We start from the raw sequence: 26,460 nt of genomic DNA, 5'->3' as shown, positions 1-26,460 counted from the left end.
GGGACTGCAGCTAGCGTCCCGACACGGACCCGCGCAGCTTCTCGGTGAGCCGCAGGAGCTCACGCTGTTCGCTGGAGGTAAGCGCCGGAGTCATCAGGGCGGAGATGTCGCGTACATGCTCCCGCCCGATCTGCTTTTGCAGGTCCCGCCCGGCGTCAGTCAGTTTCAGGAGGACCCCGCGACCGTCCTGGGGCGCCGGCATGCGCTCCACCAGTCCGCGCTTCTCCAGCCGTTCCACAAGCCGGCTGAGGCTGGACTGGCTAAGGAGCACATTGTCGTTCAGCTCGTTCAGCCGCAGCCAGCCCGAAGGACAGCGCGAGAGAGTGAAAAGGACGTCGTACTCGTTGACGGCCAGCGCCTTGAAAGCAGGGCCGGACTGGAGCCTGCGCATCACCGCCACCTGCGCGCGGAAGAGCGATTCCCAGGTTTCGGCGGCGAGCCGGACGGGCGACTCGCCTGGCTGCGTGGTCATCAGGCGTCCTGCGCTGTCGGCTTGCCCAGTGATTCCTCCTGCACCTGGGCAGCCATCCGGGCTGCCACCCGTCCGGCATGAGTGGGCGGTTCCGGCACGTGGGCGGGAGTCTTCTCGGCGTATTCCTTGCGGAGCACCGGCAGGACCTCTTCGCCGAACAGGTCCAGCTGTTCCAGCACGGTCTTCAGCGGCAGGCCCGCGTGGTCAATCAGGAAGAGCTGGCGCTGGTAGTCGCCGAAGTACTCGCGGAAGGTCAGGGTCTTCTCGATGACCTCCTGCGGGCTACCGACCGTCAGCGGCGTCTGCGAGGTGAAGTCCTCCAGCGACGGGCCGTGGCCATAGACGGGCGCGTTGTCGAAGTAGGGACGGAACTCCTTGACGGCGTCCTGGGAATTCTTGCGCATGAAGAACTGTCCGCCGAGGCCCACGATCGCCTGGTCGGCCTTGCCGTGGCCGTAGTGCTCGTAGCGTTCGCGGTAGAGGCTGATCAGCTGCTGGTAGTGCTCCTTGGGCCAGAAGATGTTGTTCGCGAAGAAGCCGTCGCCGTAGTACGCGGCCACTTCAGCAATCTGCGGCGAGCGGATGGAACCGTGCCACACGAAGGGGGCCACGCCGTCGAGGGGGCGCGGGGTGGAGGTGAAGTTCTGCAGCGGGGTGCGGTGTTTGCCGGACCAGTTCACTGTGTCCTCGTCCCAGAGCCGGCGCAGCAGGCTGTAGTTCTCGATCGCCAGTTCGATGCCGTCCTGGATGTTCTTGCCGAACCAGGGGTAGACCGGCGCGGTGTTGCCGCGGCCCATCACCAGGTCCACGCGGCCGTCGGCCAGGTGCTGCAGCATCGCGAAGTCTTCGGCGATCTTCACGGGGTCGTTGGTGGTGATCAGGGTGGTGGCAGTGGACAGGATGATTCGTTCCGTCTGCGCCGCGATGTAGGCAAGTGTGGTGGTGGGGGAGGAGGAGAAGAAGGGGCGGTTGTGGTGCTCGCCGATGGCGTAGACATCCATGCCGATCTCTTCGACCTTCTTGGCGATCGCCACGGACGCTTTGATTCGCTCGTGCTCCGTGGGGGTCCGGCCCGTGGTGGGGTCAGTGGTGATGTCACTGACACTGAATACGCCGATTTGCATGATGTGCCTTTCCGTTGTCCGAACTTCTCCGGGTCTTGTTCCAGTGTAGCCGATTTACATGCATTTGCATCTATCGCTGGATGTAACGTTCGGCACGCCAGGATATTCCCGCCGGGGTAAACAGCAGTGCCCGTGCCACCGGGGTGGCACGGGCACTTCAGATGCAGTCCTGCAGTTGTTCAGGCCGGCAATTGGTCAGGCGCTTCAGTTGTACAGGGTGCCCGTACTACTCGGGCTCGCCGGCCGCAGCCCGGCGGCCGGAAACCTTGGGCACCATGCCCGTTGTCCAGTCACGGAACTCTGCGTCGACGTCGTCCGGGGGGCCGAAGTCGGGGCGTTCGTGCATCGCGCGGAGCACCGCTTTCTTCTCCCGGCGCCCTTCCACCAGCCGGTAGAGGACCGGCACCAGGACCAGCGTCAGCGCCGTGGAGGAGATCAGGCCGCCGATCACAACGATGGCCAGCGGTTGGGAGATGAAGCCCCCGCCGCCGGTCAAACCCAGCGCCATAGGCGTCAGTGCGAACACGGTGGCCAGGGCGGTCATCAGGATCGGGCGGAGGCGCTGCCGCGCACCGTGGGTGATGGCGTCGGCCACGTTCATTCCGGCCGGGTCCACACCGGGAATGCCGGCCCGCGGCTGCCGGTACTGATTGATGAGGTCGATCAGGACGATTGCGTTGGTTACCACGATGCCGACCAGCATCAGCATGCCGATAAGCGACGGCAGGCCCAGCGGCACCCTGGTCACCAGGAGCAACCCGATGGCCCCCGTAGCGGCAAAGGGGACGGACACCAGCAGGATGAGCGGCTGGATGAGTGACTTGAAGGCCGCCACCATGATCACGTACACAATGGCGATGGCGGCCAGCAGGGCCAGGCCCAGCTGCTGGAATGACTCGGTCTGCTGGGTGGTGGCGCCGCCGATCTCCGCCGTGACCCCTGCCGGGAGTTCAACCGTCTTGAGCCGGTTCTGCACTTCAGTGCTCACCGCGCCCAGGTTGGCGCCCGACGGCGTCACCGAGACGCGCGCGGTGCGCTGGCCGTTGCTGGCGGTGATGGAAACCGGGATGTCCACCTGCTCCACGGAGGCGATGCTTCCCAGCGTCACGGCACCGCCCGACGTCGGCAGCGGGATGTTCCGAACGGCGCCGACGCTGGTGAAGCGGGTGCCCTCGCCGATCTGGACCGGGAAGTCATTGGTGTCGATCCGGACTGTCCCGGCCGGAAGCGGGCTGATGGTGGAGGCCAGGACTCCGGCCACCTGCTCCTCGTTCAGGCCGGCGGCGACGGCTTTGGCGCGGTCCACCTTGACCTGCACCACGGGTTGGGTGGCTGCGAGGTTGGTGGCAACCTCGGTGCTGCCCGGTACGCCCTCCATGGCCTTGACCATGGCATCGCTGGCAGTCCTGAGGTCGGCCGAGTTGGCCGCCTTCAGGGTGATGTCCACGGTGGACGAGGTGCCGAATCCGCCCTGCTGGGAGCCTACGGAGATCTTGCCGGCGTCACTGATTTTGGCCAGTTCGCCGCGGACGGTTTCCTGGAGCCGGGCCTGGTTGGCCTTCTCCTCGGTGACCACGGTGAAGGTGGAGTTGGAGGCGCCGCTGGAGGTCAGGGCCGTGAAACCGGTCTGGGCGTTTCCGGAGGTGACCTGGACGTCTTTGATGCCGTCGATGCCGTCCAGGACGTCCTCGACCTTTGCGGCAGCCGCACTGGTGTCCTCGAGGCTGGTTCCTGCGGGCAGGACCTGCTTGACGGTCATGCTGTTCTCGCCGGAGCGGCCCAGGAGGTCTGTGGCGAGCAAGGGTGTCATCGCCGCCGTCCCGCCGAGCACCAGGACTGCCGCGATGAGAGTCACCACCGGATGTTTCTGTGTCTTGTTGAGGATGGGCAGGTAGCCGCGCTGGAGCAGGCTCCGCTGCTCCTTCTCATGCGCCTTGGCGGCGGCTTCCCGGGCGGCCTCGGCGGAAAGCGCGGCGCCCGCGCCGGCGGCCGGCGTCTTCAGGAACCAGTAGGCCAGGACGGGAACGATGGTGAGGGACACCAGCAGGGAGGAGAGCAGGGCTATGGTCACCGTCAGGGCGAAGGGCCTGAACAGTTCGCCGGCCAGTTCACCGACGAAGGCGATCGGAAGGAAGACGGCGACGGTGGTCAGGGTGGACGCCGTGATGGCGCCGGCCACTTCGCGGATGGAAGTGAGGATGGCTGCGAGCTTGGTCTCACCGTAGCTGAGGTGGCGTTTGATGTTCTCGATGACCACAATCGAGTCGTCCACCACGCGTCCAATTGCGATGGTGAGTGCTCCGAGGGTCAGGATGTTCAGTGAGTACCCTGTGGCGGAGAGACCGATAAACGTGATGAGCAGGGACAGCGGAATGGAGACGGCGGTTACCAGCGTCGACCGTACGGACATCAGAAACACCAGGATCACCGCGACGGCAAAGCCAAGGCCTAGTAGGCCCTCCGTGGTGAGGTCCTTGATGGACTTTTCGATGAACGGGGCCTGGTCAAACACCGGGGTGAACTTCGCGTTGGATCCAAGCTCCGCTTCAAGCTGGCCGATGGAATCCTTCACAGCATGCGAGATCGCCACGGTGTCGCCTTCGGGCTTCTTCGTCACGGACAGGGCAAGCGTTTCCTTGCCGTTCGTCCGGGTGATGGACGTCCTGGCGTCGTCCTTGATGCTGACATCGGTCACGCTGCCGATGGTTGCGGCGTCCTTGGCGCCGCCGAGGGGCAGCGCTTTGACGGCGTCCAGGGAGTCCACCGGGCTGCCGATCTGCAGCGACAGCGTTTTGCCCTGTTCCTCGATGGTGCCCGCCGGAACAAGCGCTCCGTTGTTTTTCAGCGCATTGCTGATGGACTGGATGGTGGCACCCTTGGCTGCCATGGCCTCGGGGCGGGGAAGGATCTGGATGTGCTGGGTGGCGCCGCCGGTGATGTCGGCGCCCCTCACGCCGTCGAGCTTTTGAAGGCGGGGAACACTGAGCCGCTGCAGATCGGCGTTCAGCTCACTGAGAGGCTTGTCGGAGGAGACCGCCAGGAACACAATCGGGAAATCGCTGATGCTGCCTGCGATCGCCTGCGGCTGGACATCGTCGGGCAGCGTCCGCTTGGCGTTGGAGATGGCGCGGTCGATCTGGTTCCGGGCCCGGTCCAGATTGGAACCGTAGGTGAAAACCATGGTGATCTGCGACACCCCCGTGCGGGAGGTGGACGACGTCGACTCCAGCCCCTCGACGCCGTTCAGCGCGGTCTCGAGGGGCCCGCTCACCTGTTTGTCCACGACCTCCGGTGACGCGCCGGGCATGGCCGAGATGACCGTGATTTGCGGAAACTCAATGGAAGGAATGAGTTCCTGCTTCAGGGAGGACATGGTGATCACGCCGAACACCGACGCAAAGACGGTGATCAGCGCGATCAGGGCCCTGTTTGCCAGCGAAAGTTTTGCCAGCCGGTACATCTCATTGTCTCCTGAGGGGTTAACGGTCTTGTGGTTGGGGGTGGAACCTGCCGTAACCCGAACAGGGCGTCAGCTGGAGGGTGCGTCCACTGCTTCCAGTTGGAGCGTCCTGGCCGTTTCCGCCTCCAGCCGGGCGGCCAGCTCCGGGTTGTCGTTGAGCTTGACGCCGTAGCCGGGCATCATTTCCTTGAGCTTGGACTGCCAGCCCTTGAAGTCCTTGGGGAAGGACTTCTGCAGGAGCTCGATCATGATGGGAACTGCCGTGGAGGCTCCGGGGGAAGCACCGAGCAGTGCGCCGATGGAACCGTCGCGGGCGGCGATCACTTCGGTGCCGAACTGGAGCACACCGCCCTTCTTCGGATCCTTCTTGATGATCTGAACACGCTGGCCGGCCGTGATGAGTTCCCAATCGCCGTCTTTTGCTTCAGGGTAGTACTCGCGCAGGGCCTCCACCTTGTCGCCGTGGCGCTTGGCCACTTCCTTGACCAGGTAGGCGGTCAGGTCCATGTTGTCCTTCGCCACGGCCAGCATCGGGATGATGTTGCCGGGGCGGATCGACAGCGGCAGGTCCAGATACGAGCCGTTCTTCAGGAAATTCGTGGAGAATCCGGCGTACGGGCCGAACAGCAGCGAACGCTTGCCTTCAACGTAACGGGTGTCGAGGTGCGGAACTGACATGGGCGGAGCGCCCACGGATGCCTGGCCATAGACCTTGGCGCTGTGCTGGGCCGCGAGGGCCTCGTCGGTGCAGCGGAAGAACTGACCGGAGACCGGGAAGCCGCCGTAGCCCTTGCTCTCCGGAATTCCGGAGGCCTGCAGCAGATGCAGCGCACCGCCGCCGGCGCCGACAAACACGAACTTCGCGCGGATGTTTCCGTGTTCTCCGGACTTCTTGTGCTTGAGCGTAAGGTCCCAGCCGCCGCCCGGGGCGCGGCGGATGCCGTTGACGTCGTGGCCGTAGTTGATCTCCACGCCGTTGTTGCCGAGGTAAGTGGTCAGCTCGCGGGTCAGTGCACCGAAGTCGACGTCGGTTCCTTCGGCCGCGCGGGTGGCGGCGATCCTCTGCTTGGGGTCGCGGCCCTTGACGATCAGCGGCGCCCACTTGGCGATCTGGGCGTGGTCCTCGGAGTACTCCATGGAGCGGAAAAGAGTGTTCGGCTTCAGCGCCTCATACCGGGTCTTCAGGAAGTCCGCGTTGGCATCCCCGATCACGAAGCTCATGTGCGGGACGGTGTTGATGAATCCCTTGGGGGAGCCGATGAGGGAGTTGCTGACCAGGTGGGACCAGAACTGCCGGGACAGCTGGAACTGCTCGTTGATGTGCAGTGCCTTGGAAGGATCAACCGAGCCGTCTTTGGCTGCGGGAGAGTAGTTAAGCTCACACAGGGCGGCGTGGCCGGTTCCTGCATTGTTCCACGGGCCCGAGCTTTCCAGGCCGGCTTCGTCGAGCCGTTCGAACAGCGAGATGGTCCAGTTCGGTTCGAGCTGCTTGATGAACGCACCCAGCGTGGCGCTCATGATGCCGCCGCCAATCAGGACGACGTCGGCATGTTGGGTCTTGGATATGAAAGTCACAATCAGTCTCCGATAGCAGCGGCTCTGGCTGTCACAGAATATCCCCGAGCACCCTACTAACTGAAATTGCGGCAGTCCGTCAAGGTTTCAGCTCCACTTTTGTGAAAACCTCGTTTAATACCGGCGACGCCGGGTACTTCAGCACCCGATCGGAGAGCGCCAGGGCGGAGATGGGGTAAGCGATCGGGACCGCAGGTACGGATTCGGCAATCTGGGCGTTGATGGTGCGGTACTGCGCTGTCCGTTCCTCGCCCTCCGGCAGGCCGCGTGCCCGCGCGATCTTCGAAAAGACCTGCGGATCCTGGTAGCCGAATTCGCCACTCTTCTCGCCGAAGAGCGGGCCAACGAAGTTGTCCGGATCCGAGTAGGAACCGTTCCAGCCCAGCAGGTGCAGGGCATGGTCCCCGGGAGACTGCACTTTCTGCAGGTACCCGTCCGACCAGTCCACCGGAACCGGCTTGATGTTGAGGCCGACGGCGGTGAGTTGCCTACTGAGCTCTGCGTACACCTTTTCAGGCGTGGGGAGGTAAGGCCTGGTGACGTTCAGCGGGTAGTAGAACTTCAGTTCCTCGCCCTTGTACCCGGCCTCCTCCAGCAGCGCTTTGGCTTTGGCCGGATCGTGGCCCAGGGACGGGGCGTTGTTGTTGAACCCGCTGAGCTTGGGCGGTACGAACTGGGTTGCCTGGGCAGTGTTGTCGATGAAGAACCGGCGGATCAGTGTGTCCTTGTCCACGGCCAGCTCGATCGCCTGGCGCACCTTGAGGTTCTGAAGGATGGGCACTTCCTGGTTCATGCCGAGATACATCACTGAGAACGGGTCGCGCTGGATGATTTGCTGTCCGCGTTTGACGAGCTGATCGAAGTTGCCCACGGTGACGGCGTCGTAACCGTCGATCTTCCCGTCGAGGAGGGCCTGGAGCCTGGACTGCGGATGATCGTACGTGACGAAGTTGATGGTGCCGATCTGGCCCTTGTCACCCCAGTAGTCCTTGTTGCTGACCAGTTTGACGCTGGAGTCTTCCCACGCGGCGAAGCTGTAAGGGCCTGTGCCGACGGGGTGCAGGGCGTAGGCAGACACCGGCTGGCCGTCGCGGGACTGGCTGAGGCTATCCGCCTCCTGCTTGGCCATGGCTGTCGGGGAGGACATAGCGAAGGCCGGGAGCGTCAGCGCCTGGAGGAACCCGGTGAAGGGCTGCGTGAGGTCGATGCGGACGTTCCCCGCGGAGAGGGCCGTGCAGCCCTTGTAGATGGACAGGGATGCCTGGTCGGCGTGGGCCTTGAAGACGCCCTTGAACGAGGTGCCGGGGGCCTGCTTCCGCAGGCTCTCCGGGAAATTGAACCATCGGTTGAAGTTGGTGCAGACGGCGGCGGCATCGAAGGTCGAGCCGTCCTGGAAGGTTACTCCCTCACGGAGCTTGAAGGTGTAGGCACGGCCCTCGTTTGACTCGGCCCACTCGGTGGCGAGCAGGGGAGTGGGCAGGCCTGTGGTCTGGTCCACTCCGACGAGACCTTCAAGAATCTGGCGGGTGATCCGGTAGGACTCCGTGTCGGAGGCCAGGGCGGGATCAAGGCCCAGCGGCTGGGCCGCGGTGCCGAAGGTGAACGTCGCCGTCGGGGTGGCAGGCGTGCTGGCAGTCGCCGAAGAAGACGACGCCGGCGCCGGAGCAGGCGTGCCTGTGCATGAGGCCAGCAGCAGCGACAGGACCCCTGCACCGATACTGACTGCAATGCGGCGCGATTTACTGCTGGGCACTCGATGATCACCTCTGGACGGCAGGGAGGCCCGCGGACAGCGGGCCGGTCCCCAGTCTAATTGACTGATCCTGAACGCCCGCCGAAGGCGAAGAAGGCAGAGCTGGGAGCGGGTGCAATAAGGAGGCCCGCACCGGATGGTGCGGGCCTCCTTTTCTCCAGGTCGGTCCAGGGAGTCAGGCTGGAGCCGGATCAGGAGCGTTCAGGGTTACTTCGGCATCAGGACGGAGTCCACCAGGTAGACCGTGGCGTTGGCCGTCTGGACGCCGCCGCAGATGACGCTGGCGTCATCGGCCTTCAGCGCATCCTTGGTGCCGGTCACGGTGACCGAGCCACCCTGGACGGTCTTGTGGGTGCCCACAATGTTGTCGGGGGTGATCTGGCCCGGAACCACGTGGTAGGTCAGGATCTTGCTCAGGAGGGCGTCGTCGGTCTTGAGCGTTTCGATGGTGGCGGCATCGATCTTGGCAAATGCATCATCCACCGGTGCGAAGACCGTGAATTCGCTGCCGTTCAGGGTGTCAACCAAGTCAACCTTCGGGTTGAGCTGGCCGGACACTGCGGCCGTCAGGGTCTTCAGCAGCGGGTTGTTGGAGGCGGCCACCGCGACGGGGTCGAGGGCCATGCCGGCCACTGAGCCGGCGCCGTCGGGTACCTGCTCGGCGTAACCTGCGCAGCCCGGGCCAACCAGGTTGGCGGCGGGGTCCATGGCGGCCGAAGAGCTGGCCGACGGTGACGGCGCCATGCTCGAAGCGGACGGCGTGGAGGCCGGCGCTGAGGAGCTGGTAGCCGTCGTTGATGAGCCGCCGCATGCTGTCAGGCTCAGCAGAGCTGCAGCTGCAACACCTGCAACGGTGAAAGTTGTGCGCTTGAATGACTGCATTTCGATTCTCCTTGTTAGTGCCGATCATTGCCTGCGGCGAACGACTACTTCGATCACTGCACTGGCTGAATTTCCGACTGCGGGCACCGACCCTTGGTTGGTGTCTCAATGGGTATTCGGCAGTTCGCCAGGAATGGATGGGTGAACAGGGAGAATCTTTTTTTCTGGAGCCTTTCGGGCGCTGGTGCGGTGGAGTTAAACAAAGAAATCCCGGGCCGTGAGGCCCGGGATTCCGAGGATTGTGCAGCTGTGCGCAAGGGGGGACTTGAACCCCCACGCCCGAAGGCACAGGAACCTAAATCCTGCGTGTCTGCCAATTTCACCACTCGCGCGCGGCGCCGTCGTACGTGGTTTTGCTGCCTATCCTGCGAAAGCAGGGAAACGTTCGACGGCGGGTGCCAGGCTCCAGTGTACCTGCCGCGCGGCACCCTCCGCTCGGCGGAAGGCTAAGCCCTGCTCACTGGATCCCGGCGAAAAATGCCTAGGCCAGCCCGAGGTCCCGGCGGAGCTTTGCCACGTGGCCAGTTGCCCGCACGTTGTACTGTGCCATGGCGACTTTGCCGTCGGGATCCACCACAACCGTGGACCGGATGAGGCCTTCGTAGGTCCGCCCGTAGTTCTTTTTCTCACCCCAGGCACCATAGGCCTCAGCCACGGTGTGGTCTTCGTCGGACAGGAGCGGGAAAGTCAGGGCTTCCTGCTCCGCGAATTTAGCGAGCTTTCCGAGGGGATCAGGAGAGACGCCAAGGACGTCGTAGCCTTCCCGCTGCAAGGAGGCCAGCGTGTCGCGGAAGTCGCAGGCTTCCTTGGTGCACCCCGGCGTGGAGGCGGCCGGGTAGAAATATACGATGGTGCTTCGTCCGCGGTAGTCCTTCAAGCTGACGTCGTTCCCTGCGGAATCCTTCAGCGCAAAGTCCGGTGCCGGAGTGCCGGGAATGAGTCGTTCAGCCAAGATTTTCTCCTTAGGAATGTTCTGGACATGCAAGCTTAGTAAGCGCGGGAACCGGGGACGAATCCCACGCTCGCTATACTAAGTGGTATGCCTGATATGGATCGCTGGCCCACTGGGCGCCTTTTGTCCACCGCGGCACGCCTCGTGGAACACTCCTGGAACGAGAAGCTGGGAGCCATCGGCCTGACCCACGCGGGGGTGATCGCCATGGAAGTCCTTGCCGTCAACGGACCCATGACCCAGGCGCAGCTTGCCCAGTTGGTTCGTGTACAGGCCCAGACCATGGGGAAAACCCTGAGCCGGCTCGAGGTTCATGGACACATTCGCCGCGAACGCAGCACCTCCGACCGTCGAAGCCATGTGGTGACCCTTACCGAGCGCGGAGTTGAGGCCGTGGCCGCCGCGGCGGACATGGAACGGACCGTGCTGGCGGCTGCTTCGATCGACCCGGATGTCCTCCGTCAGGAACTCCAGGCCGTAGTGACCGTCCTGGCCAAGCGTTTTTCGTCACCCGAGACCAAGGCCATCGTGGCCAGTGCCGAGTCCGGACTCGCCGTGGACGTTAACAGCGTCAACTGATCGACCCGCCCTTCTGAACGACCCTCCCGTCTGAACGACCCGCCGCTCGGGGATTTGCCTACCCTAAGAGCCTGACGGCGACTGCCTCCAGCGCCTGAACGTCCCAGCCCGACTTTATTGGGCACGGTTTGGCTTGCGGGATGGCCACCACATGCATCTCCAACAATGCCCGTAAGGCCGGGCCCGGAAACTCCATGGGCACCGTACAGGTGGAAGAAGGGGTCCATGTCCTTGACCGGGACGCTTTGAAAGCCCGATGGCCGGGCAAGACGAAACCCCGCCTTCAGGCTTGTGGCCAGTGAAGACGGGGTTTCTGTGGTGCACCCCCCGGGACTCGAACCCGGAACCCATTGATTAAGAGTCAATTGCTCTGCCAGTTGAGCTAGAGGTGCAGCTGTTGTTTTGGTTCTTCCCGGGGGCTTTTGTTTCCCTCGTTCATCTCCGCAACGACATGAAACTCTACACGAGATTTGGCGCAGTGTGAAATCGGCGCCTGGCTGGACCGGCTGACTAGCCTGGAGGCGCCAAAATCAGCGCAGAATCAGGGTTTTGGTTGTTGGTGAGCATCCATAAAGTACCGTCCGGGGCCAGTGAAACGTCCCGGATGCGCCCGTACTTTCTTGTGAAATGGCTCACAGGATTTCCGGCATTTTCGCCATCGAGCGGGACGGCCCACAGCCGCTGGCCCCGGAGCGCTCCGAGATAGGCCGTGGTCCCCACGATCTCGAGGCCGCTGGGGGATGATTCTGCGGTGGACGGCCAGACCACCTTGGCATCAATGAAGCCCTGTCTGCCCGGCGCCCCGGTAACCTCCGGCCAACCGTAGTTTCCGCCCGGCTGGATCAGGTTCAGCTCGTCATCCACGTTTGGCCCGAATTCGCTGGACCAGAGCCTGCCCGCGTCATCCCAGTCGAGGCCCTGCACGTTCCGGTGGCCGAGGCTGTAGACGGGGTTGTCTCCGAACGGGTTGCCCGGGGCGGGCTTGCCCTCAGGGGTGATCCTGAGGATCTTCCCGCCCAGCGCGTTCGGATCCTGTGGCTGGTCGCGGCGTTGGGAATCGCCGGTTCCAACGTACAGGTGCCCGTCCGGTCCGAAGCGGATGCGCCCGCCGTTGTGCGTTGAAGCCTTCGGGATGCCGGAGAAGATGGTCTCCGGCCGGCCGAGGCTCAACGCACCCCCCGCTTCGGACTCCGTCAGTGTAAGCCGGGCAATCCTGTTGTCCACCCGGGCCGTGAAGTAGGCGAACAGGGACTTGTCCGAATCGTAGTTCGGTGAGACTGCCAGCCCCAGGAGGCCGCCTTCTCCGCCGGGTACAACCCCGGCGATGCTGCCAAGCGCAGTGGTTTTGCCGTCCTTGACTGATTTGAGTTCTCCGCTGTCGCGTTCGGAGATCACGGCAGTGCCGTCCGGCAGGAACACGGTTGACCACGGCAGCCGCAGTCCTTCGACGGACCGCAGTACCTGCGGTTCCCGGGCCGCCCGGTCACCGCCCGCGAGTGAGCCGGCGTTGCCCGTGGGCGTGCCGCTGCCGTCTCCGGTACAAGCGGACAATGCCAAGGCTGACGCCAGGGCAGCGGCAGACATGAAGGAGGGAGCGGGCCTGGATCTACGCCCCGCCTTTTCCCCGTGCATGTCGTCGCCGGCCTCTCCGCCTGCGTGCCTGGCGTCTAGCGCCGGCTCCGTCGCGGAGCCCGGAAACCGGCCGCTTCGGCGTGCGCGGCCGACTCGAACCAGACTTCCGCTGTGGTTTCCTCGTAGGCGGGGCTTGTTTCGTCGTGGTAGGTCATCGACTGTGCATCGCCCTTGACGGTGTAACCCTCGGGCCCCGTGCCATCCGGACCGGGGGCTGCGGATCCTTCACCATACGGCTGCTCAGCCGCAAGGTGTCCGGCGGGCTCTGCCGTGTGGCTTGCCGCCGCTTCCGTGGCCGCCGATGAGGCAGCAGCCTGCATCGTTTCGGCGTCCCCCTCGGAAAGTGCTCCGGCGCTGCTCCCGCCGGCTGGAGCGGCTGCGGTTGCTGTCGCTGGCGCCGTTGCTGTGGCTGGTGTGGTTGCGGTGGCGGGACGCTGCTCCGCTTCAGTTGCGGGCGCCGGGACATCCTCCGCTGCGGCGGACTCGGCACCCGGAAGGGTGGGTGCGTGCGGTTCCGTGTACTCGGCGTGGTGAACCGGGGCCTGCGCTCCTGCCCTGGTTGCGGGGGTGCCCTCTGCTGCCGGACCCTTGGCCGGCGCCTCGGCCACGTGTTCCCCGGCCGCATGTGCCTGCGCCGCGTGCGGCGTGCTCCCTGCCTCGGACCACTGCCCTTCCCACTCTTCCTTCCCGGCTACGGCTGTGGATTCAGGTTCAGCTGTGCGGTCGGTAGCTGGTGCCCTGTGGGTAGCTGCTGTACGTTCGGTGCCTGCTGCGTGCACCTCCCTCTCAGCCGCGGAGCCTTCGTCCCAGTCGTCCACGTCTCCGCCCTCGGGCGTGGCCATCCCGGTGGAACCGAATCCTGCGGCAGCCGGCATTCCGGCAGTGGCCGCTGCGTCAGCCGACGCTGCTGCACCGCCGCCGGCGGGGGCGGCGTTCCCGGTGGCGCCAAGGCGGGAGGTGCCGGTTTCCTCTATGCGTGGAGCGGTCGCACCGGAATCGGATGAGGTTGATGCTCCCGTGGTTTTTCCTGAACTGTTGCGGTTCAGGAGCCACCACACCACTCCAACGATTACTACGATGACGATGACCCAGATGATCCAGTCCATAGCAGAGCCCTTCTGTCCACAAGGCAAGGTTGCCGTTGCTTGACGTTACGTCGGTGTGATTACGGCTGTAAAGGTTCAGCGCGGCCGTGCCCGCTGTACTAAGTCGGCCATGAATTCATGAAAGTCAGCGGCGTCGTCAGCTTGTTCGATGTACCGCGGCCTGTGAATGGCCCGCTGGTCGGGATTCCCGTGCAGCGAGTCCAGCGTCATGACGTTCTCCACTCCGAAACGTAAAGCTTTGCCGGTGCTGGCGGCCACTTCATAGCCGCCCAGCGAAGACCCGACGGCGGGAAGCCGGACGGCGTGGGCGAGGTTGGTCATATTGAACGCCACCGGCACGCCGGCAGCCGTAAGGGAGCCTTCGTCAAACGGGGCCACGAGAACCTCGGCCGGGTGCCAGCGGTAGCCGATGACAAAGCTCCGCCGGCGCGGGGGAGCCCAGCCCCGTGCTGCGGCCTCCGGGGCCATGAAGCTGCTGGAGCCGCAGACGAGGTTGTAGTCGCCGTAGTTGGGAATCTGGTGATCGAACACGGCCCGGAGCCTGGCCTTCAGCTCTTCACTGGTGGGCGCGGGGTCGGGTCCGGGGGTGGTTTCGTCCGGCGTGATCGGCACGGGCTTGCTGTTCACGGTGAAGTCCTGGTGGTCGGCCGGCAGGGTGGCTTGCACGCTACCAGACCCGGCTCAGGACTCCTTGTCATGTCCCGGCGGCGCAAGGCTTCGCGCCGGAGTGCCGTCCTGTAGCCTCGCCTCATGGATTTGAAACGGCTCCGGATTCTCCGTGAACTCTCGGACCGGGGCACAGTGGGCGCCACCGCCGAGGCAATGGAGGTAACGCCGTCGGCCGTCTCCCAGCAACTGAAGACCCTCCAGGACGAACTGGGCGTTGTCCTGGTCGAAAAATCCGGCAGGGGAGTGCGCCTGACGGAGGCCGGCCGCGCCATGGCGGCGGCCGCCGCGGATGTCTCCACTGCCATGGCGCGCGCTGAGGCCACCATCGACACCTACCGGCAGGGCTGGCAGACGCATGTTAAAGCGGCATTCTTTCCGAGCGCAGCGGAAATGTTCCTTCCCGGCCTCCTGCACCGTGTCAAAGCAGTGGAGGGACTCCGGTTCCAGGCCTGCTTCGAGGACCCGGGTGTCGCGGGGTTCACGGCCCTGGCTGCCGATTACGACATCGTGCTGGCCCACAGCGTCGATGGTGCCGACGTTTTCGCCCGGCAGGGGCTGGTGGTGGTTCCGCTGCTGAACGAACCGCTGGACGTGGCGATGCCGGCCGGGCACGTCCTGGCGGCCAAGCCTTCGCTGACGGCCGGTGATGTTGTGGGGTTTCCGTGGATGGGCGTACCCGACGGCTTTCCGTTTGATACGGTACTGCGCCAGATCGAACTCCAGGCGGGCTCTCCGGCGGTGCGTGCGCAGCTTTTTCCCGATCTTCGGGTCCTGGAGGCCCTTGTCAGCGCCGGCCACGGATTGAGCCTGCTGCCTCGATACACGGCGCTGAGGAATCAGGAGCGCGGCTTCGTCCTGCGTCCGCTGCTCGGTGTCACAGCACGCCGCAGCATCGTGGCGCTCGCCCGGCCTGACGTCGCCGCCCGGACCACCATTGCGCAGGTTCTGTCCATGCTCGAGGCCGAAGCCGCCTCCATCGACGCCGCCGGCCTGCGTGACGACTGACACAGTTTGACCCCCGCGCGGACCATGCATCTCATTATTTGAGACGAGAGTCCACTATTTGATCGAAATAATCCCGGATTTTGGCTTAACGCTCTCCGCCGGGTCGTTGGCGCCCAACTTTGCGCCATAGACTTTGACCCATGAGTGAGGACACCCAAACCGCGACAGAAAACAAGCCGGACATCAAGCCCCGCAGCCGGGTCGTAACCGACGGAATCCACGCCGCGCCCGCGCGTGGCATGTTCCGGGCGGTCGGCATGGGCGACGACGACTTTGCGAAGCCCCAGATCGGCGTGGCCAGTTCCTGGAACGAGATCACTCCCTGCAACCTTTCCCTGAACCGGCTGGCCCAGGGCGCCAAGGAAGGCGTCCATGCCGGCGGCGGCTTCCCCATGCAATTCGGCACCATCTCCGTTTCCGACGGCATCTCCATGGGGCACGAGGGCATGCACTTCTCCCTGGTCTCCCGCGAAGTCATCGCCGACTCCGTGGAAACTGTCATGCAGGCCGAGCGCATTGACGGCTCCGTGCTCCTGGCCGGCTGTGACAAGTCGCTGCCCGGCATGCTGATGGCGGCCGCGCGCCTGGACCTCGCCAGCGTGTTCCTCTACGCCGGCTCCATCATGCCCGGCTGGGTCAAGCTTGAGGACGGTTCCGAAAAGGAAGTCACCCTCATTGACGCCTTCGAAGCCGTGGGTGCCTGCGCCGCCGGCAAGATGAGCCTCGGGGACCTGGAGCGCATCGAAAAGGCCATCTGCCCGGGCGAAGGCGCCTGCGGCGGCATGTACACGGCCAACACCATGGCCTGCATCGGCGAAGCGCTGGGCATGTCCCTGCCGGGCTCCGCCGCTCCTCCGTCGGCAGACCGCCGTCGTGATGAGTTCGCCCGCAAGTCCGGCGAAGCAGTGGTCAACCTGCTCCGCCTCGGCATCACGGCACGCGACATCATGACCAAAAAGGCGTTCGAGAACGCCATCGCCGTAACCATGGCGTTCGGCGGCTCCACCAACGCCGTCCTGCACCTGCTCGCCATCGCCCGTGAGGCCGAAGTGGAGCTGACGCTCGACGACTTCAACCGCATCGGCGACAAGATCCCGCACCTCGGCGACCTGAAGCCTTTCGGCCGCTACGTGATGACCGACGTGGACAAGATCGGCGGTGTCCCGGTCATCATGAAGGCACTGCTCGACGCCGGGCTGCTGCACGGCGACTGCCTCACCGTCACTGGTAAGACCCTTGCGGAGAACCTGTCCGCGATCAACCCGCCGGACCTGGACGGCAAGATCCTGCGCGCGCTGGACAACCCGATCCACAAGACCGGCGGCATCACCATCCTGCACGGTTCCATGGCGCCCGAGGGCGCAGTCGTGAAGAGCGCCGGCTTCGACGCCGACGTCTTCGAAGGAACTGCCCGCGTCTTCGAACGCGAGCAGGGTGCACTGGATGCCCTCGACAACGGCAAGATCAAGGCCGGCGACGTCGTCGTCATCCGCTACGAAGGCCCCAAGGGCGGTCCGGGCATGCGCGAGATGCTCGCCATCACCGGCGCCATCAAGGGCGCAGGCCTTGGTAAGGACGTCCTGCTCCTGACGGACGGCCGCTTCTCCGGCGGGACCACAGGCCTGTGCATCGGCCACGTTGCCCCGGAAGCAGTCGACGGCGGCCCCATCGCCTTCGTCAAGGACGGCGACAAGATCCGCGTCGACATCGCCGCCCGCACCTTCGACCTCCTGGTCGACGAGGCAGAGTTGGAGTCGCGCAAGATCGGCTGGGAGCCGCTTCCGGCCAAGTTCACCAAGGGCGTGCTCGCGAAGTACGCCAAGCTGGTGCACAGCGCCTCCACCGGCGCATACTGCGGGTAGCCCGCCATAGGTGGACTCACCCAACTGGCTGGCAGATAACGTCGCGAAAGGCCCTTTCGGGTGCGTTATCTGCAAGTCAGTTGGGGAGGGCTGCCGATAGGTGGACAATGAAGTCCACATGGTGAGATGCGTATCGTCGTCGTTGACACGCTTCTCACCAGAGGGAAAACTGAACGCATGATCGCATTCGTTACTAGCTGCGCCGCTGCAGATGCAGTCGTCGTCCTTACCAAGCGCGTGGCTCAATAGCCCGACTGGTAACGAACCGTCACGCGCAAACCCCTCGAAGAGCCTTACGGCTGAGGGGTTTTTTTATTTGTTGCACATCTTGAACCCGTCATGAGAAGTACCCGCTAATAAAGATCCACAAAGGAAGAGTCCGATGAGCAAAGGATCGCCGATCAGCCCCTCGCTGATGGCTACAAAGTCCGCTGGAGCCCCCAAAGCTCCGGAACGCGCCGACCGCACGGCCGATGCCGGCGTCGAGCACGCTGCTGCTGTCTCTCCTGTACTCGGACCGAACAACGTCGTACCCCCGACGGTGATGACCGGTTCGCAAGCTATTGTCCGCTCGCTCGAAGAACTCGGCGTGGACGATATTTTTGGTTTGCCCGGTGGCGCGATCCTGCCCACCTATGACCCCTTGATGGCCTCCCGCATGAATCACGTGCTGGTCCGTCACGAACAGGGAGCCGGCCACGCCGCGCAAGGCTACGCCATGGTTACCGGGCGGGTGGGCGTTTGTATTGCCACCTCCGGCCCCGGAGCCACCAACCTCGTTACCGCCATCATGGATGCCCATATGGACTCCGTGCCGCTCGTAGCCATTACCGGCCAGGTGTCCAGCGGAGTTATCGGCACCGACGCCTTCCAGGAAGCGGACATTGTCGGCATCACCATGCCGATCACCAAGCACTCGTTCCTGGTGACCGACCCCAACGACATTCCGCATGTCATGGCCGAGGCCTTCCACCTCGCATCCACGGGCCGGCCGGGTCCGGTGCTGGTGGACGTCGCCAAGGATGCCCAGCAGGGGCAAATGACCTTCTCCTGGCCGCCGAAGATCGACCTCCCCGGGTACCGCCCGGTGGTGCGCGGGCACAACAAGCAGGTTCGCGAAGCAGCGAAGCTGATTGCCGCGGCCAGCAAGCCCGTGCTCTACGTCGGCGGCGGCGTGGTGAAGGCGCATGCTTCGGCGGAACTGCGGGAGCTCGCCGAAATCACCGGCGCCCCCGTGGTCACCACCCTGATGGCCCGCGGCGTGTTCCCCGATTCGCACCCGCAGCACGTCGGCATGCCGGGCATGCACGGCACGGTGTCCGCCGTGACCGCGCTGCAGCAGTCCGACCTGCTCATTACCCTGGGCGCCCGTTTTGACGACCGCGTGACCGGCGTCCTGAAGACGTTCGCACCCAACGCGAAGGTGATCCACGCGGACATCGATCCGGCCGAGATCTCCAAGAACCGCACGGCGGACGTTCCGATCGTGGGTTCCGTCAAGGAGATCATTCCGGAACTCACCGAGGCCGTGAAGACGCAGTTCGCTGCTTCGGGCACTCCGGACCTGGCGAACTGGTGGGCGTTCCTGAACAACCTGAAGGAAACCTACCCGCTGGGCTGGACCGAACCGGAGGACGGCCTCACCGCACCGCAGCGCGTTATCGAGCGCATCGGTGCCCTGACCGGTCCCGAAGGAATCTACGTTGCGGGCGTTGGCCAGCACCAGATGTGGGCCGCCCAGTTCATCAAGTACGAACGCCCGCACGCCTGGCTGAACTCCGGCGGAGCAGGCACCATGGGCTATGCGGTTCCCGCGGCCATGGGCGCCAAGGTCGGCGCGCCCGACCGTGTGGTCTGGGCCATCGACGGTGACGGCTGCTTCCAGATGACCAACCAGGAACTTGCCACCTGCACCATCAACAAGATCCCCATTAAGGTCGCCGTCATCAACAACTCCTCGCTGGGCATGGTGCGCCAGTGGCAGACCCTCTTCTATGAAGGCCGCTACTCGAACACCGACCTGAACACCGGGCACGAAACGGTGCGCATCCCGGACTTCGTGAAACTGGGCGAGGCCTACGGCTGCGCCTCTTTCCGGTGCGAGCGGGCCGAGGACATCGACGCCACCATCCAGAAAGCCCTGGCGATCAACGACCGCCCCGTGGTCATCGACTTCGTGGTGAGCCCCGACTCCATGGTGTGGCCGATGGTGCCCGCCGGAGTGAGCAACGACCAGATCCAGGTTGCCCGCAACATGACCCCGGAATGGGAAGAGGAGGACTGAACATGACCCGCCACACACTGTCCGTTCTGGTCGAAGACAAACCCGGCGTGCTGACCCGCGTCGCCAGCCTCTTCGCACGCCGGGCCTTCAACATCAATTCCCTGGCCGTCGGCCCGACGGAAGTTCCGGGCATGTCCCGGATGACCGTCGTCGTCGACGCCGACGGTGACCTGATTGAACAGGTCACTAAGCAGTTGAACAAGCTGATCAATGTGATCAAGATTGTTGAACTCACCTCAGAATCTTCCGTACAGCGAGACCACATCCTGGTCAAGGTACGTGCGGATGCCGCAACACGCCTGCAGGTGACCCAGGCTGCAGACCTGTTCCGCGCTTCAGTGGTCGACGTCTCCACAGACTCTGTGGTCATTGAAGCAACCGGCCACCCGGAAAAGCTCACCGCGCTGCTGTCAGTGCTCGAGCCCTTCGGCATCCGCGAAATTGTGCAGTCCGGCACCCTTGCCGTTGGACGGGGATCCCGCTCCATGAGTGACAGGGCCCTGCGCAGCGCATAAGGCACAGCGTGACCGCAGCACCACAACTTATTCACACCAGAGAAACCACTCAAAAGGAGTTACGCAAGTGACTGAAATGTTCTACGACGACGACGCAGACCTGTCCATCATCCAGGGCCGGAAGGTAGCCATCGTCGGCTATGGTTCGCAGGGCCACGCCCACGCACTGAACCTGCGCGACTCCGGCGTCGAAGTTACCATCGCCCTCAAGGAGGGCTCGTCCTCGATCGCCAAGGCACAGGATGCCGGCTTCACGGTCAAGAACGTCGCGGACGCCGCCGAATGGGCCGACGTCATCATGATCCTGGCGCCGGACCAGCACCAGCGCTCGATCTACAACGACTCCATCAAGGACAAGCTGACTGCCGGCAAGGCCCTGGCCTTCGCGCACGGCTTCAACATCCGCTTCGGCTACATCGAGGCACCGGAGGGCGTTGACGTCATCCTCATCGCCCCGAAGGCTCCGGGCCACACCGTGCGCCGCGAATTCGAAGCCGGCCGTGGCATCCCGGACATCATCGCAGTAGAGCAGGACGCCACCGGCGCTGCCTGGGACCTGGCCAAGTCCTACGCCAAGGCCATCGGCGGTACGCGCGCCGGTGTCATCAAGACCACCTTCACCGAAGAAACCGAAACGGACCTCTTCGGCGAGCAGGCCGTTCTCTGCGGCGGTGTCTCGCAGCTGGTCCAGTACGGCTTCGAGACCCTGACTGAGGCCGGATACCAGCCGCAGATCGCTTACTTCGAGGTCCTGCACGAGCTCAAGCTCATCGTTGACCTCATGTGGGAAGGCGGGATCGCCAAGCAGCGCTGGAGCGTTTCCGACACCGCTGAGTACGGCGACTACGTTTCCGGTCCGCGCGTCATCACCCCCGAGGTGAAGGACAACATGAAGGCTGTCCTCGCCGACATCCAGTCCGGCGCGTTCGCCAAGCGGTTCATCGAGGACCAGGACAACGGCGGCGTTGAGTTCAAGGCCCTGCGTGCCAAGGCCGAACAGCACCCGATCGAGGCCGTGGGCCGCGAGCTGCGCTCCCTGTTCTCCTGGCAGCAGCAGGACGAGGACTACGTCGAAGGTTCTGCAGCCCGCTAAGGCTGCTGCCGCATAGGCGCCTTTCAGGCACCCTTCAGAAGCCAACTGTGAGGCCGGGTTCACACTTAACAATGTGAGCCCGGCCTTTCCGTCAGCCTAGACTTGATTTATCCCCCGGACTGCAACGCAGAGGATCAGCCGTGTCAAAACCCGTAGTACTGCTCGCCGAAGAACTTTCACCCGCCACAGTCGAGGCCCTCGGCCCGGACTTTGAAATCCGCCAGACCGATGGCGCCGACCGTTCCCAGCTGCTCTCTGCCATCGCGGATGTTGACGCCATCCTGGTCCGCTCCGCCACACAGGTGGACGCCGAGGCCATCGCCGCTGCCAAGAACCTCAAGGTCATTGCCCGCGCGGGAGTCGGCCTGGACAACGTCGACATCAAGGCCGCCACGCAGGCCGGTGTCATGGTGGTCAACGCGCCGACGTCGAACATCGTCTCCGCCGCTGAGCTGACCGTGGGCCACATCCTGAGCCTCGCCCGCCACATCCCGCAGGCCAGCGCCGCGCTCAAGGACGGCGAATGGAAGCGCTCCAAGTACACGGGCATTGAGCTTTACGAGAAGAAGATCGGCATCATCGGCCTCGGCCGGATCGGCGCCCTCGTGGCAGCCCGCCTGAAGGGCTTTGACACCAAGATCCTGGCGTACGACCCCTACATCACCTCCGCCCGCGCCGCCCAGCTGGGCGTGCAGCTGGTGACCCTGGACGAGCTGCTGGCGCAGTCGGACTTCATCACCATCCACATGCCCAAGACTCCCGAAACGGTGGGCATGCTGGGCGCTGAGGCCTTCAAGAAGATGAAGAAGACCGCCTACGTCATCAACGTTGCCCGCGGCGGCCTGGTGGACGAGGAAGCCCTCCACGCTGCCCTGAAGGACGGTGAGATCGCGGGTGCCGGCGTTGATGTCTTCGTCAAGGAACCCAGCACCGACCTGCCGTTCTTCGAGATGGACAACGTGGTGGTCACCCCGCACCTGGGCGCATCCACCGACGAAGCCCAGGAAAAGGCCGGCGTCTCCGTGGCCAAGTCAGTCCGGCTTGCCCTGGCCGGCGAACTGGTGCCTGACGCTGTGAATGTTGCCGGCGGCGTCATCGCTCCGGACGTGCGCCCGGGCATCCCGCTGATCGAGAAGCTGGGCCGCATCTTCACCGCGCTGACCCACGCCTCGCTGACGCAGTTCGACGTCGAAGTCGCCGGTGAGATCTCCTCCCTGGACGTCAAGGTGCTGGAACTGGCCGCTCTCAAGGGCATCTTCGCCGACGTCGTGACCGAACAGGTGTCCTATGTGAACGCCCCGGTCATCGCCGAGCAGCGCGGCATCAACGTCCGCCTCATCACCACGCCGGACACCGAGTCATACCGCAACCTCCTGACCCTCCGTGGCGCCCTCAGCGACGGCAGCCAGATTTCCGTGGCCGGAACGCTGACGGGCCCCAAGCAGATCCAGAAGCTCGTGGGCGTCAACGGCTACGAGGTGGAAATTCCCATCAGCGAACACCTCGTGGTGGTGGCCTACGCGGACCGCCCCGGCGTGATCGGCACCATCGGGCACATCCTGGGCATGAACAACATCAACATCGCCGGCATGCAGGTTGCGCGCCAGGCCGAGGGCGGCCAGGTCCTGGCCCTCCTGACCATTGACAGCTCGGTTCCGCAGCAGGTCCTTGACGCGATCAAGGCCGGCATCGGTGCCGAGATGGTTCGGGAAGTCGACCTCGAAGACTGATATCCCGCCTATTCGGTGAACATCTCGTGACAGACGTTAACTTCTGCCACGTATGATTGGCCGGTCTGCGTACAATGGCTGGGTCCGATTTTCGGATCCGGCCGGCAGACCGGCCATTATTTTTTGCACACCCGGCAGGGGACGCCTTCACAACCATTAGGTGTGGACAGAGGTGTGCGCTCACGCAATCCAGCTTTCAGGGAGCCCAATGAACGCCGTCCAGAGGTTCATCAGAAGCCGAGTGCTTTTGCTGACCGCGGCCATTTTGATCGTCGCCATGTGCCTGTCCGTCCTCGTCCAGGGCCAGTCACAGGCGGCGCTCAACCGAACAGTCGACCAGAATTCCCGCGGACTCTATGACATCCTGGTCCAGGCCAAGGCGGGCTCCGGCGGCGTACTCATGCAGCCGGAAATCGCCAATGGCCAGGGCGGCATCAGCTTTGACCAGCTCGACGGCATCAGGAAGCTCTCGGGCACCTCCGTGGCCGCGCCCATCAGCCTGGTGTCGCGCGTCTCGCAGAACCTCGAGTCCCCGCGGCTTGACGCCATGGACTACCTCGGATTCAACGCCGGCCTTGTGGGTACGGCGACCGCCGGGGAGCCAGGCGGAACGGACCCCAGCAAGTGGCCGGCAGCGGAATCGGTCCTGTCCGACGAGGCCAAGAAGTACCGGATGACGGCCAGTGCCGTCAGCTCGGACGGCCAGTCCGAACAGACCCTGTTCAAGTCCATGGCCGAAGGGTCCCTCGGCAAGGCCAGGCTCATCGAAGAGCAGACGGCCGGCGGCAAGAGCATCCGCATCGCAGGCGCCGAAGGGGAAACCGGCATCAAGTTCCCGGCTCCCGCGGGCGGTTCCGAGCACAACCTCTTCAACCTGTCCGTCTCGCTTCCGCTGGCGCCGCAGGTGACCGAGTCCGTCGTCGCCGTCGACCCCGTGTCCGAGCGCGCGCTGCTGGGCACGGCAGGCGACTTCCTGGCGCCGCTCGAAAAGGCGCCGCCGGCGGACGCCCGGAACGCCGGGGCCATCGGCCGTCATTTCGAGAGCCTGTTCACTACCGGCATCAGCATGGAGGAGCTCGAAGAGGGGCCGGACTTCCTCGGCGTCAAGCTCAAATACTGGGCGCCCCTGATGACGCAGTACCAGCAGGCAAAGCGGAACGGCCAGCTGACTGCGGATTCCCAGGCCATCCCGCTGATTGTCCGCTCGGGTACCTCGCTTGACCTCAAGTACTCGGTGAAGATCGAGGAAATCGACGACTCCGGAAACGTGGTCAAGGACGTCGGCACGGTGACCCGCTCGCTGGACAAGGACTACCTGCCGTTCGTTTCCAAGTCACCGTTCGCGCTCTCGTGGCCGGGCTCGCAGGACTACTCCCAGCTTCTGGGAAACACCGGTAACTTCAGCCAGGGCCTGTACAACCCGGCCACCTGGAGCACCGACTTCGCGTCGGCCCCCAAATACACGGATGGCTCCACCGCCGGCAACGGCGCCGTGGACAAGACCGCCACGCCGGGGGAGTGGGTGACCGTCAACCGCCTTCCCGAGAAGGGTGCCGGCGGCGCCCCGGTCGACCAGACCCAGCGCGAGCCCGTCGACGAGCGCGCCTACCGCGAAAGCCTGGAGACCGGCACCAAGGTCGCCGCGCCGCTGGCCATGGTCTACGGCACGTTCGACGCCGACAAGGTCCAGGAAGCCGCCGGGGACATCAACCGGCTGCCCCTGGGCGGCTACGATCCCTCGCCGCTGACCCTGACCGAAGATGCCCAGGGCAACAAGGTGGAGAACACTGAACTGAAGCCGTCGCTGAGCGCCACGGGTTTGGTCAGCCAGTCGGCCGGCGCCATCACCGACTACTACGGCCTCGCCGCCGCCCGCGGATATGAAGAGAACGCGTCGGTCATCGACGCCGTCCGTGTCCGGGCCAAGGCGCCGGGCAGCTGGAAGCAGTCGCAGCCCGAGGTCGAGCAGCTCGCGGACGAAATCCGTGACATGGGCCTGGAAGCAACGGTTGTTGCCGGCTCCGCGCGTGAAGACGCCAACATCTTCGTGCCGGGCTATTCCAAGGACGGCGCCGGCAAGGAATCCGCTCTGGGTACCGTTACCCAGTCGTGGGTCCGCCAGGATGCGGCCGATGCAGTGTCAGGTTCCCTGACCGGAACCAACGTGACGCTGCTGTTCCTCACCCTGTGCGGTGCAGCGCTGCTTACCGGCGCCTCCACCGTCAGCTACATCCGCCAGCGCCGTCGTGAAGCCGGCACCCTCCGCGCCATGGGCTGGACCCAGAACAGGATCCGGAGCTGGGTGCTTGCCGAATTTGGCGTGGGAGCCGCGCTCCTGGCGATTGCCGGCGCCATCCTGAGCCTGGTCAGCTGGAACCTCGCAACGGTCATCGTTTCCGCATCGGTACTGGTGCTCTACGCCGCCGCAGCGTACTTCGCGGCACGGCAGCTGAGGCACCGTGACGAGGTGGACCAGGAGCCGCAGCACGACGAGCGGCTGATCGCCGTCGACTCCCCGCTCACGTTCGCCAACCGCCAGCTGAGCACCAACAAGTTCAACACGATCTCGCTGGCTGTTGCGGTGGGTGTTTTTGGCGCAGCCGTTGGCGGCCTCATCGCCCTGCTGATCGACATTCCGCGTGCCGCCGGCGCGAGCGCCCTGAGCGGGCTGGCTGCCGCCAGCGTGGCACTGCCCAGCATCATCCTGGCGTTGTCCGGCGTGGCAGTGGGACTGGTGTTGACCCTGGTGACCGGTTGCTTTGAGCTCCAGGCCAAACGCCAGTACCTCGGCACGCTCGAAGCGATGGGGTGGAACCCGGACATGCTGGGCCAGGTCCGGCTGTTCGAAAATGCCCTCGTGGGCACTGTGGCCCTGCCGCTGGGCGTGGTCGGCGCCCTCGGCATCGGGCTCCTGCTCGCCCCCTATGCCGCGCTCTGGGCCGCCCTGGCCGGACTCGTGGCTGTACTTTGCTGGATTCCAATTGCAACGAAAGTGGTCCAATGAACAACGACCTGAATCTCGACCGGATTCCCCAGGATGACGCCGGGGACGGCTCGCTCCAGACCCGTGCCAACACCATTCTGAAGGCCGCAGACCACGGGACCCCGCTGGAACTGAGCAACATCACCATCCGCTACGGCGGGCAGAAGGGCGGAGCCGACGCCGTCAACGTCGTCGAGGGCTTCGACCTGACCCTCCACGCCGGGGAAATGCACTGCGTGGCCGGCCGAAGCGGTTCCGGCAAGACCAGCATCCTGACCGTCGGCGCCGGACTCACGCTGCCGACGTCGGGCCGGGTCTTCTGGGAAGGCCAGTCCCTCGAGAGCATGGGCGACGACGAAATCGCCGACCGCCGCCGGGCCCTGATCGGCTACGTCGACCAGGGCGGTGCCCTGATCGACGGCATGAGCGCGCTCGAGAACGTGCTGCTGCCGGCCGTCCCGGACGGCGAAGTTGACCAGCGCCGCGACATGGCTAAGGACCTCCTGGACCTCGTTGGCCTGGGGCGCCGCATGCGCCACCGCCCGGCGCAGCTTTCCGGCGGCGAGCGTCAGCGCGTGGCGATCGCGCGGGCCCTGATCCTCGGCACACGCGTACTGGTGGTGGACGAACCTACGGCGAGCCTGGACCGCACCTCGGCCAACCGCATCATCAGCATCCTCAAGGACACCACGTCCGACGGAATTGCCGTGCTGGTGGCGTCACATGACCACGAACTTGTCCGTCTCAGCGATACCCTGACCGAACTGATCTAGATTTAGGGGTA

General features: G+C 64.6%; 19 protein-coding genes and 2 tRNA genes. 9 read left to right on the top strand and 12 right to left on the bottom strand.

Annotated elements, in window-relative coordinates:
• Positions 1–10 precede the first annotated feature (10 nt).
• The 8 genes from WMN78_RS15335 to bcp form a co-directional block, all read right to left on the bottom strand.
• The gene (locus WMN78_RS15335; RefSeq protein WP_340534589.1) at positions 11–472 is read right to left on the bottom strand and encodes a MarR family winged helix-turn-helix transcriptional regulator; all 462 of its coding nucleotides are present in this window, start codon (positions 470–472) and stop codon (positions 11–13) included.
• Positions 472–1,596: an LLM class flavin-dependent oxidoreductase gene (locus tag WMN78_RS15330; protein WP_340534588.1), complete on the bottom strand. Its 1,125-nt coding sequence runs from the start codon at positions 1,594–1,596 to the stop codon at positions 472–474. The genes WMN78_RS15335 and WMN78_RS15330 overlap by 1 nt, the downstream gene beginning before the upstream one ends.
• 226 nt (positions 1,597–1,822) lie before the next feature.
• Positions 1,823–5,056: an efflux RND transporter permease subunit gene (locus tag WMN78_RS15325; protein WP_340534587.1), complete on the bottom strand. Its 3,234-nt coding sequence runs from the start codon at positions 5,054–5,056 to the stop codon at positions 1,823–1,825.
• A 69-nt stretch (positions 5,057–5,125) separates the two neighbouring features.
• Positions 5,126–6,631, bottom strand: a complete 1,506-nt coding sequence (locus tag WMN78_RS15320; RefSeq protein WP_340534586.1) for a malate:quinone oxidoreductase — start codon at positions 6,629–6,631, stop codon at positions 5,126–5,128.
• 79 nt (positions 6,632–6,710) lie between these two features.
• Positions 6,711–8,384, bottom strand: coding sequence for an ABC transporter substrate-binding protein (locus tag WMN78_RS15315; protein ID WP_340534585.1), 1,674 nt, complete (start codon positions 8,382–8,384; stop codon positions 6,711–6,713).
• Between the two features lie 207 nt (positions 8,385–8,591).
• Positions 8,592–9,266: a fasciclin domain-containing protein gene (locus WMN78_RS15310; protein WP_317780093.1), complete on the bottom strand. Its 675-nt coding sequence runs from the start codon at positions 9,264–9,266 to the stop codon at positions 8,592–8,594.
• 250 nt (positions 9,267–9,516) lie between these two features.
• Positions 9,517–9,598, bottom strand: a tRNA-Leu gene (locus WMN78_RS15305).
• Positions 9,599–9,747: 149 nt separating this feature from the next.
• Positions 9,748–10,218: a thioredoxin-dependent thiol peroxidase gene (bcp, locus tag WMN78_RS15300; RefSeq protein ID WP_340534584.1), complete on the bottom strand. Its 471-nt coding sequence runs from the start codon at positions 10,216–10,218 to the stop codon at positions 9,748–9,750.
• Between the two features lie 96 nt (positions 10,219–10,314).
• Here bcp and WMN78_RS15295 point away from each other — a divergent pair, with 96 nt between their 5' ends.
• Positions 10,315–10,797, top strand: a complete 483-nt coding sequence (locus WMN78_RS15295; protein WP_340534606.1) for a MarR family winged helix-turn-helix transcriptional regulator — start codon at positions 10,315–10,317, stop codon at positions 10,795–10,797.
• A 316-nt stretch (positions 10,798–11,113) separates the two neighbouring features.
• On the opposite strand, the gene WMN78_RS15290 is transcribed toward WMN78_RS15295, so the two are convergent.
• The 4 genes from WMN78_RS15290 to WMN78_RS15275 form a co-directional block, all read right to left on the bottom strand.
• Positions 11,114–11,189, bottom strand: a tRNA-Lys gene (locus WMN78_RS15290).
• 118 nt (positions 11,190–11,307) lie between these two features.
• On the bottom strand, positions 11,308–12,381 hold the full coding sequence (locus WMN78_RS15285) for a PQQ-dependent sugar dehydrogenase (protein ID WP_340534583.1): 1,074 nt from the start codon (positions 12,379–12,381) through the stop codon (positions 11,308–11,310).
• A gap of 83 nt (positions 12,382–12,464) precedes the next feature.
• Positions 12,465–13,535 carry a hypothetical protein gene (locus WMN78_RS15280; protein ID WP_340534582.1) on the bottom strand — a complete coding sequence of 357 codons (1,071 nt, stop codon included), beginning with the start codon at positions 13,533–13,535 and terminating at the stop codon, positions 12,465–12,467.
• Positions 13,536–13,610: 75 nt separating this feature from the next.
• Positions 13,611–14,201, bottom strand: coding sequence for a hypothetical protein (locus WMN78_RS15275; protein WP_340534581.1), 591 nt, complete (start codon positions 14,199–14,201; stop codon positions 13,611–13,613).
• A gap of 84 nt (positions 14,202–14,285) precedes the next feature.
• On the opposite strand from WMN78_RS15275, the gene WMN78_RS15270 reads away from it, so the two are divergent.
• The 8 genes from WMN78_RS15270 to WMN78_RS15235 all read left to right on the top strand — a co-directional run bounded on the left by WMN78_RS15270 (position 14,286) and on the right by WMN78_RS15235 (position 26,449).
• Positions 14,286–15,209 carry a LysR family transcriptional regulator gene (locus tag WMN78_RS15270; protein WP_340534580.1) on the top strand — a complete coding sequence of 308 codons (924 nt, stop codon included), beginning with the start codon at positions 14,286–14,288 and terminating at the stop codon, positions 15,207–15,209.
• A gap of 140 nt (positions 15,210–15,349) precedes the next feature.
• Positions 15,350–17,071 (top strand): dihydroxy-acid dehydratase, encoded by a 1,722-nt coding sequence (gene ilvD, locus WMN78_RS15265; RefSeq protein ID WP_340534579.1) that lies wholly within the window; start codon positions 15,350–15,352, stop codon positions 17,069–17,071.
• 382 nt (positions 17,072–17,453) lie between these two features.
• Complete coding sequence (locus WMN78_RS15260; protein ID WP_340534578.1) at positions 17,454–19,355, top strand: acetolactate synthase large subunit; 1,902 nt, start codon at positions 17,454–17,456, stop codon at positions 19,353–19,355.
• 2 nt (positions 19,356–19,357) lie between these two features.
• Positions 19,358–19,870 (top strand): acetolactate synthase small subunit, encoded by a 513-nt coding sequence (ilvN, locus tag WMN78_RS15255; protein WP_011692379.1) that lies wholly within the window; start codon positions 19,358–19,360, stop codon positions 19,868–19,870.
• Positions 19,871–19,937: 67 nt separating this feature from the next.
• Positions 19,938–20,963 carry a ketol-acid reductoisomerase gene (gene ilvC / locus WMN78_RS15250; protein WP_425341157.1) on the top strand — a complete coding sequence of 342 codons (1,026 nt, stop codon included), beginning with the start codon at positions 19,938–19,940 and terminating at the stop codon, positions 20,961–20,963.
• Positions 20,964–21,103: 140 nt separating this feature from the next.
• Positions 21,104–22,693 carry a phosphoglycerate dehydrogenase gene (serA, locus tag WMN78_RS15245; protein WP_305941413.1) on the top strand — a complete coding sequence of 530 codons (1,590 nt, stop codon included), beginning with the start codon at positions 21,104–21,106 and terminating at the stop codon, positions 22,691–22,693.
• A 208-nt stretch (positions 22,694–22,901) separates the two neighbouring features.
• A complete protein-coding gene (locus WMN78_RS15240; protein ID WP_340534577.1) occupies positions 22,902–25,697 on the top strand; it encodes an ABC transporter permease in 2,796 nt (931 codons plus the stop codon).
• Positions 25,694–26,449 (top strand): ABC transporter ATP-binding protein, encoded by a 756-nt coding sequence (locus WMN78_RS15235; protein ID WP_011692375.1) that lies wholly within the window; start codon positions 25,694–25,696, stop codon positions 26,447–26,449. The genes WMN78_RS15240 and WMN78_RS15235 overlap by 4 nt, the downstream gene beginning before the upstream one ends.
• Positions 26,450–26,460 lie beyond the last annotated feature (11 nt).

Source organism: Arthrobacter oryzae (assembly GCF_037911235.1).
GTDB lineage: Bacteria > Actinomycetota > Actinomycetes > Actinomycetales > Micrococcaceae > Arthrobacter > Arthrobacter oryzae_E.
The sequence above is the reverse complement of the archived record's forward strand: the minus strand, read 5'-3'. Positions and strand labels throughout refer to the sequence as shown.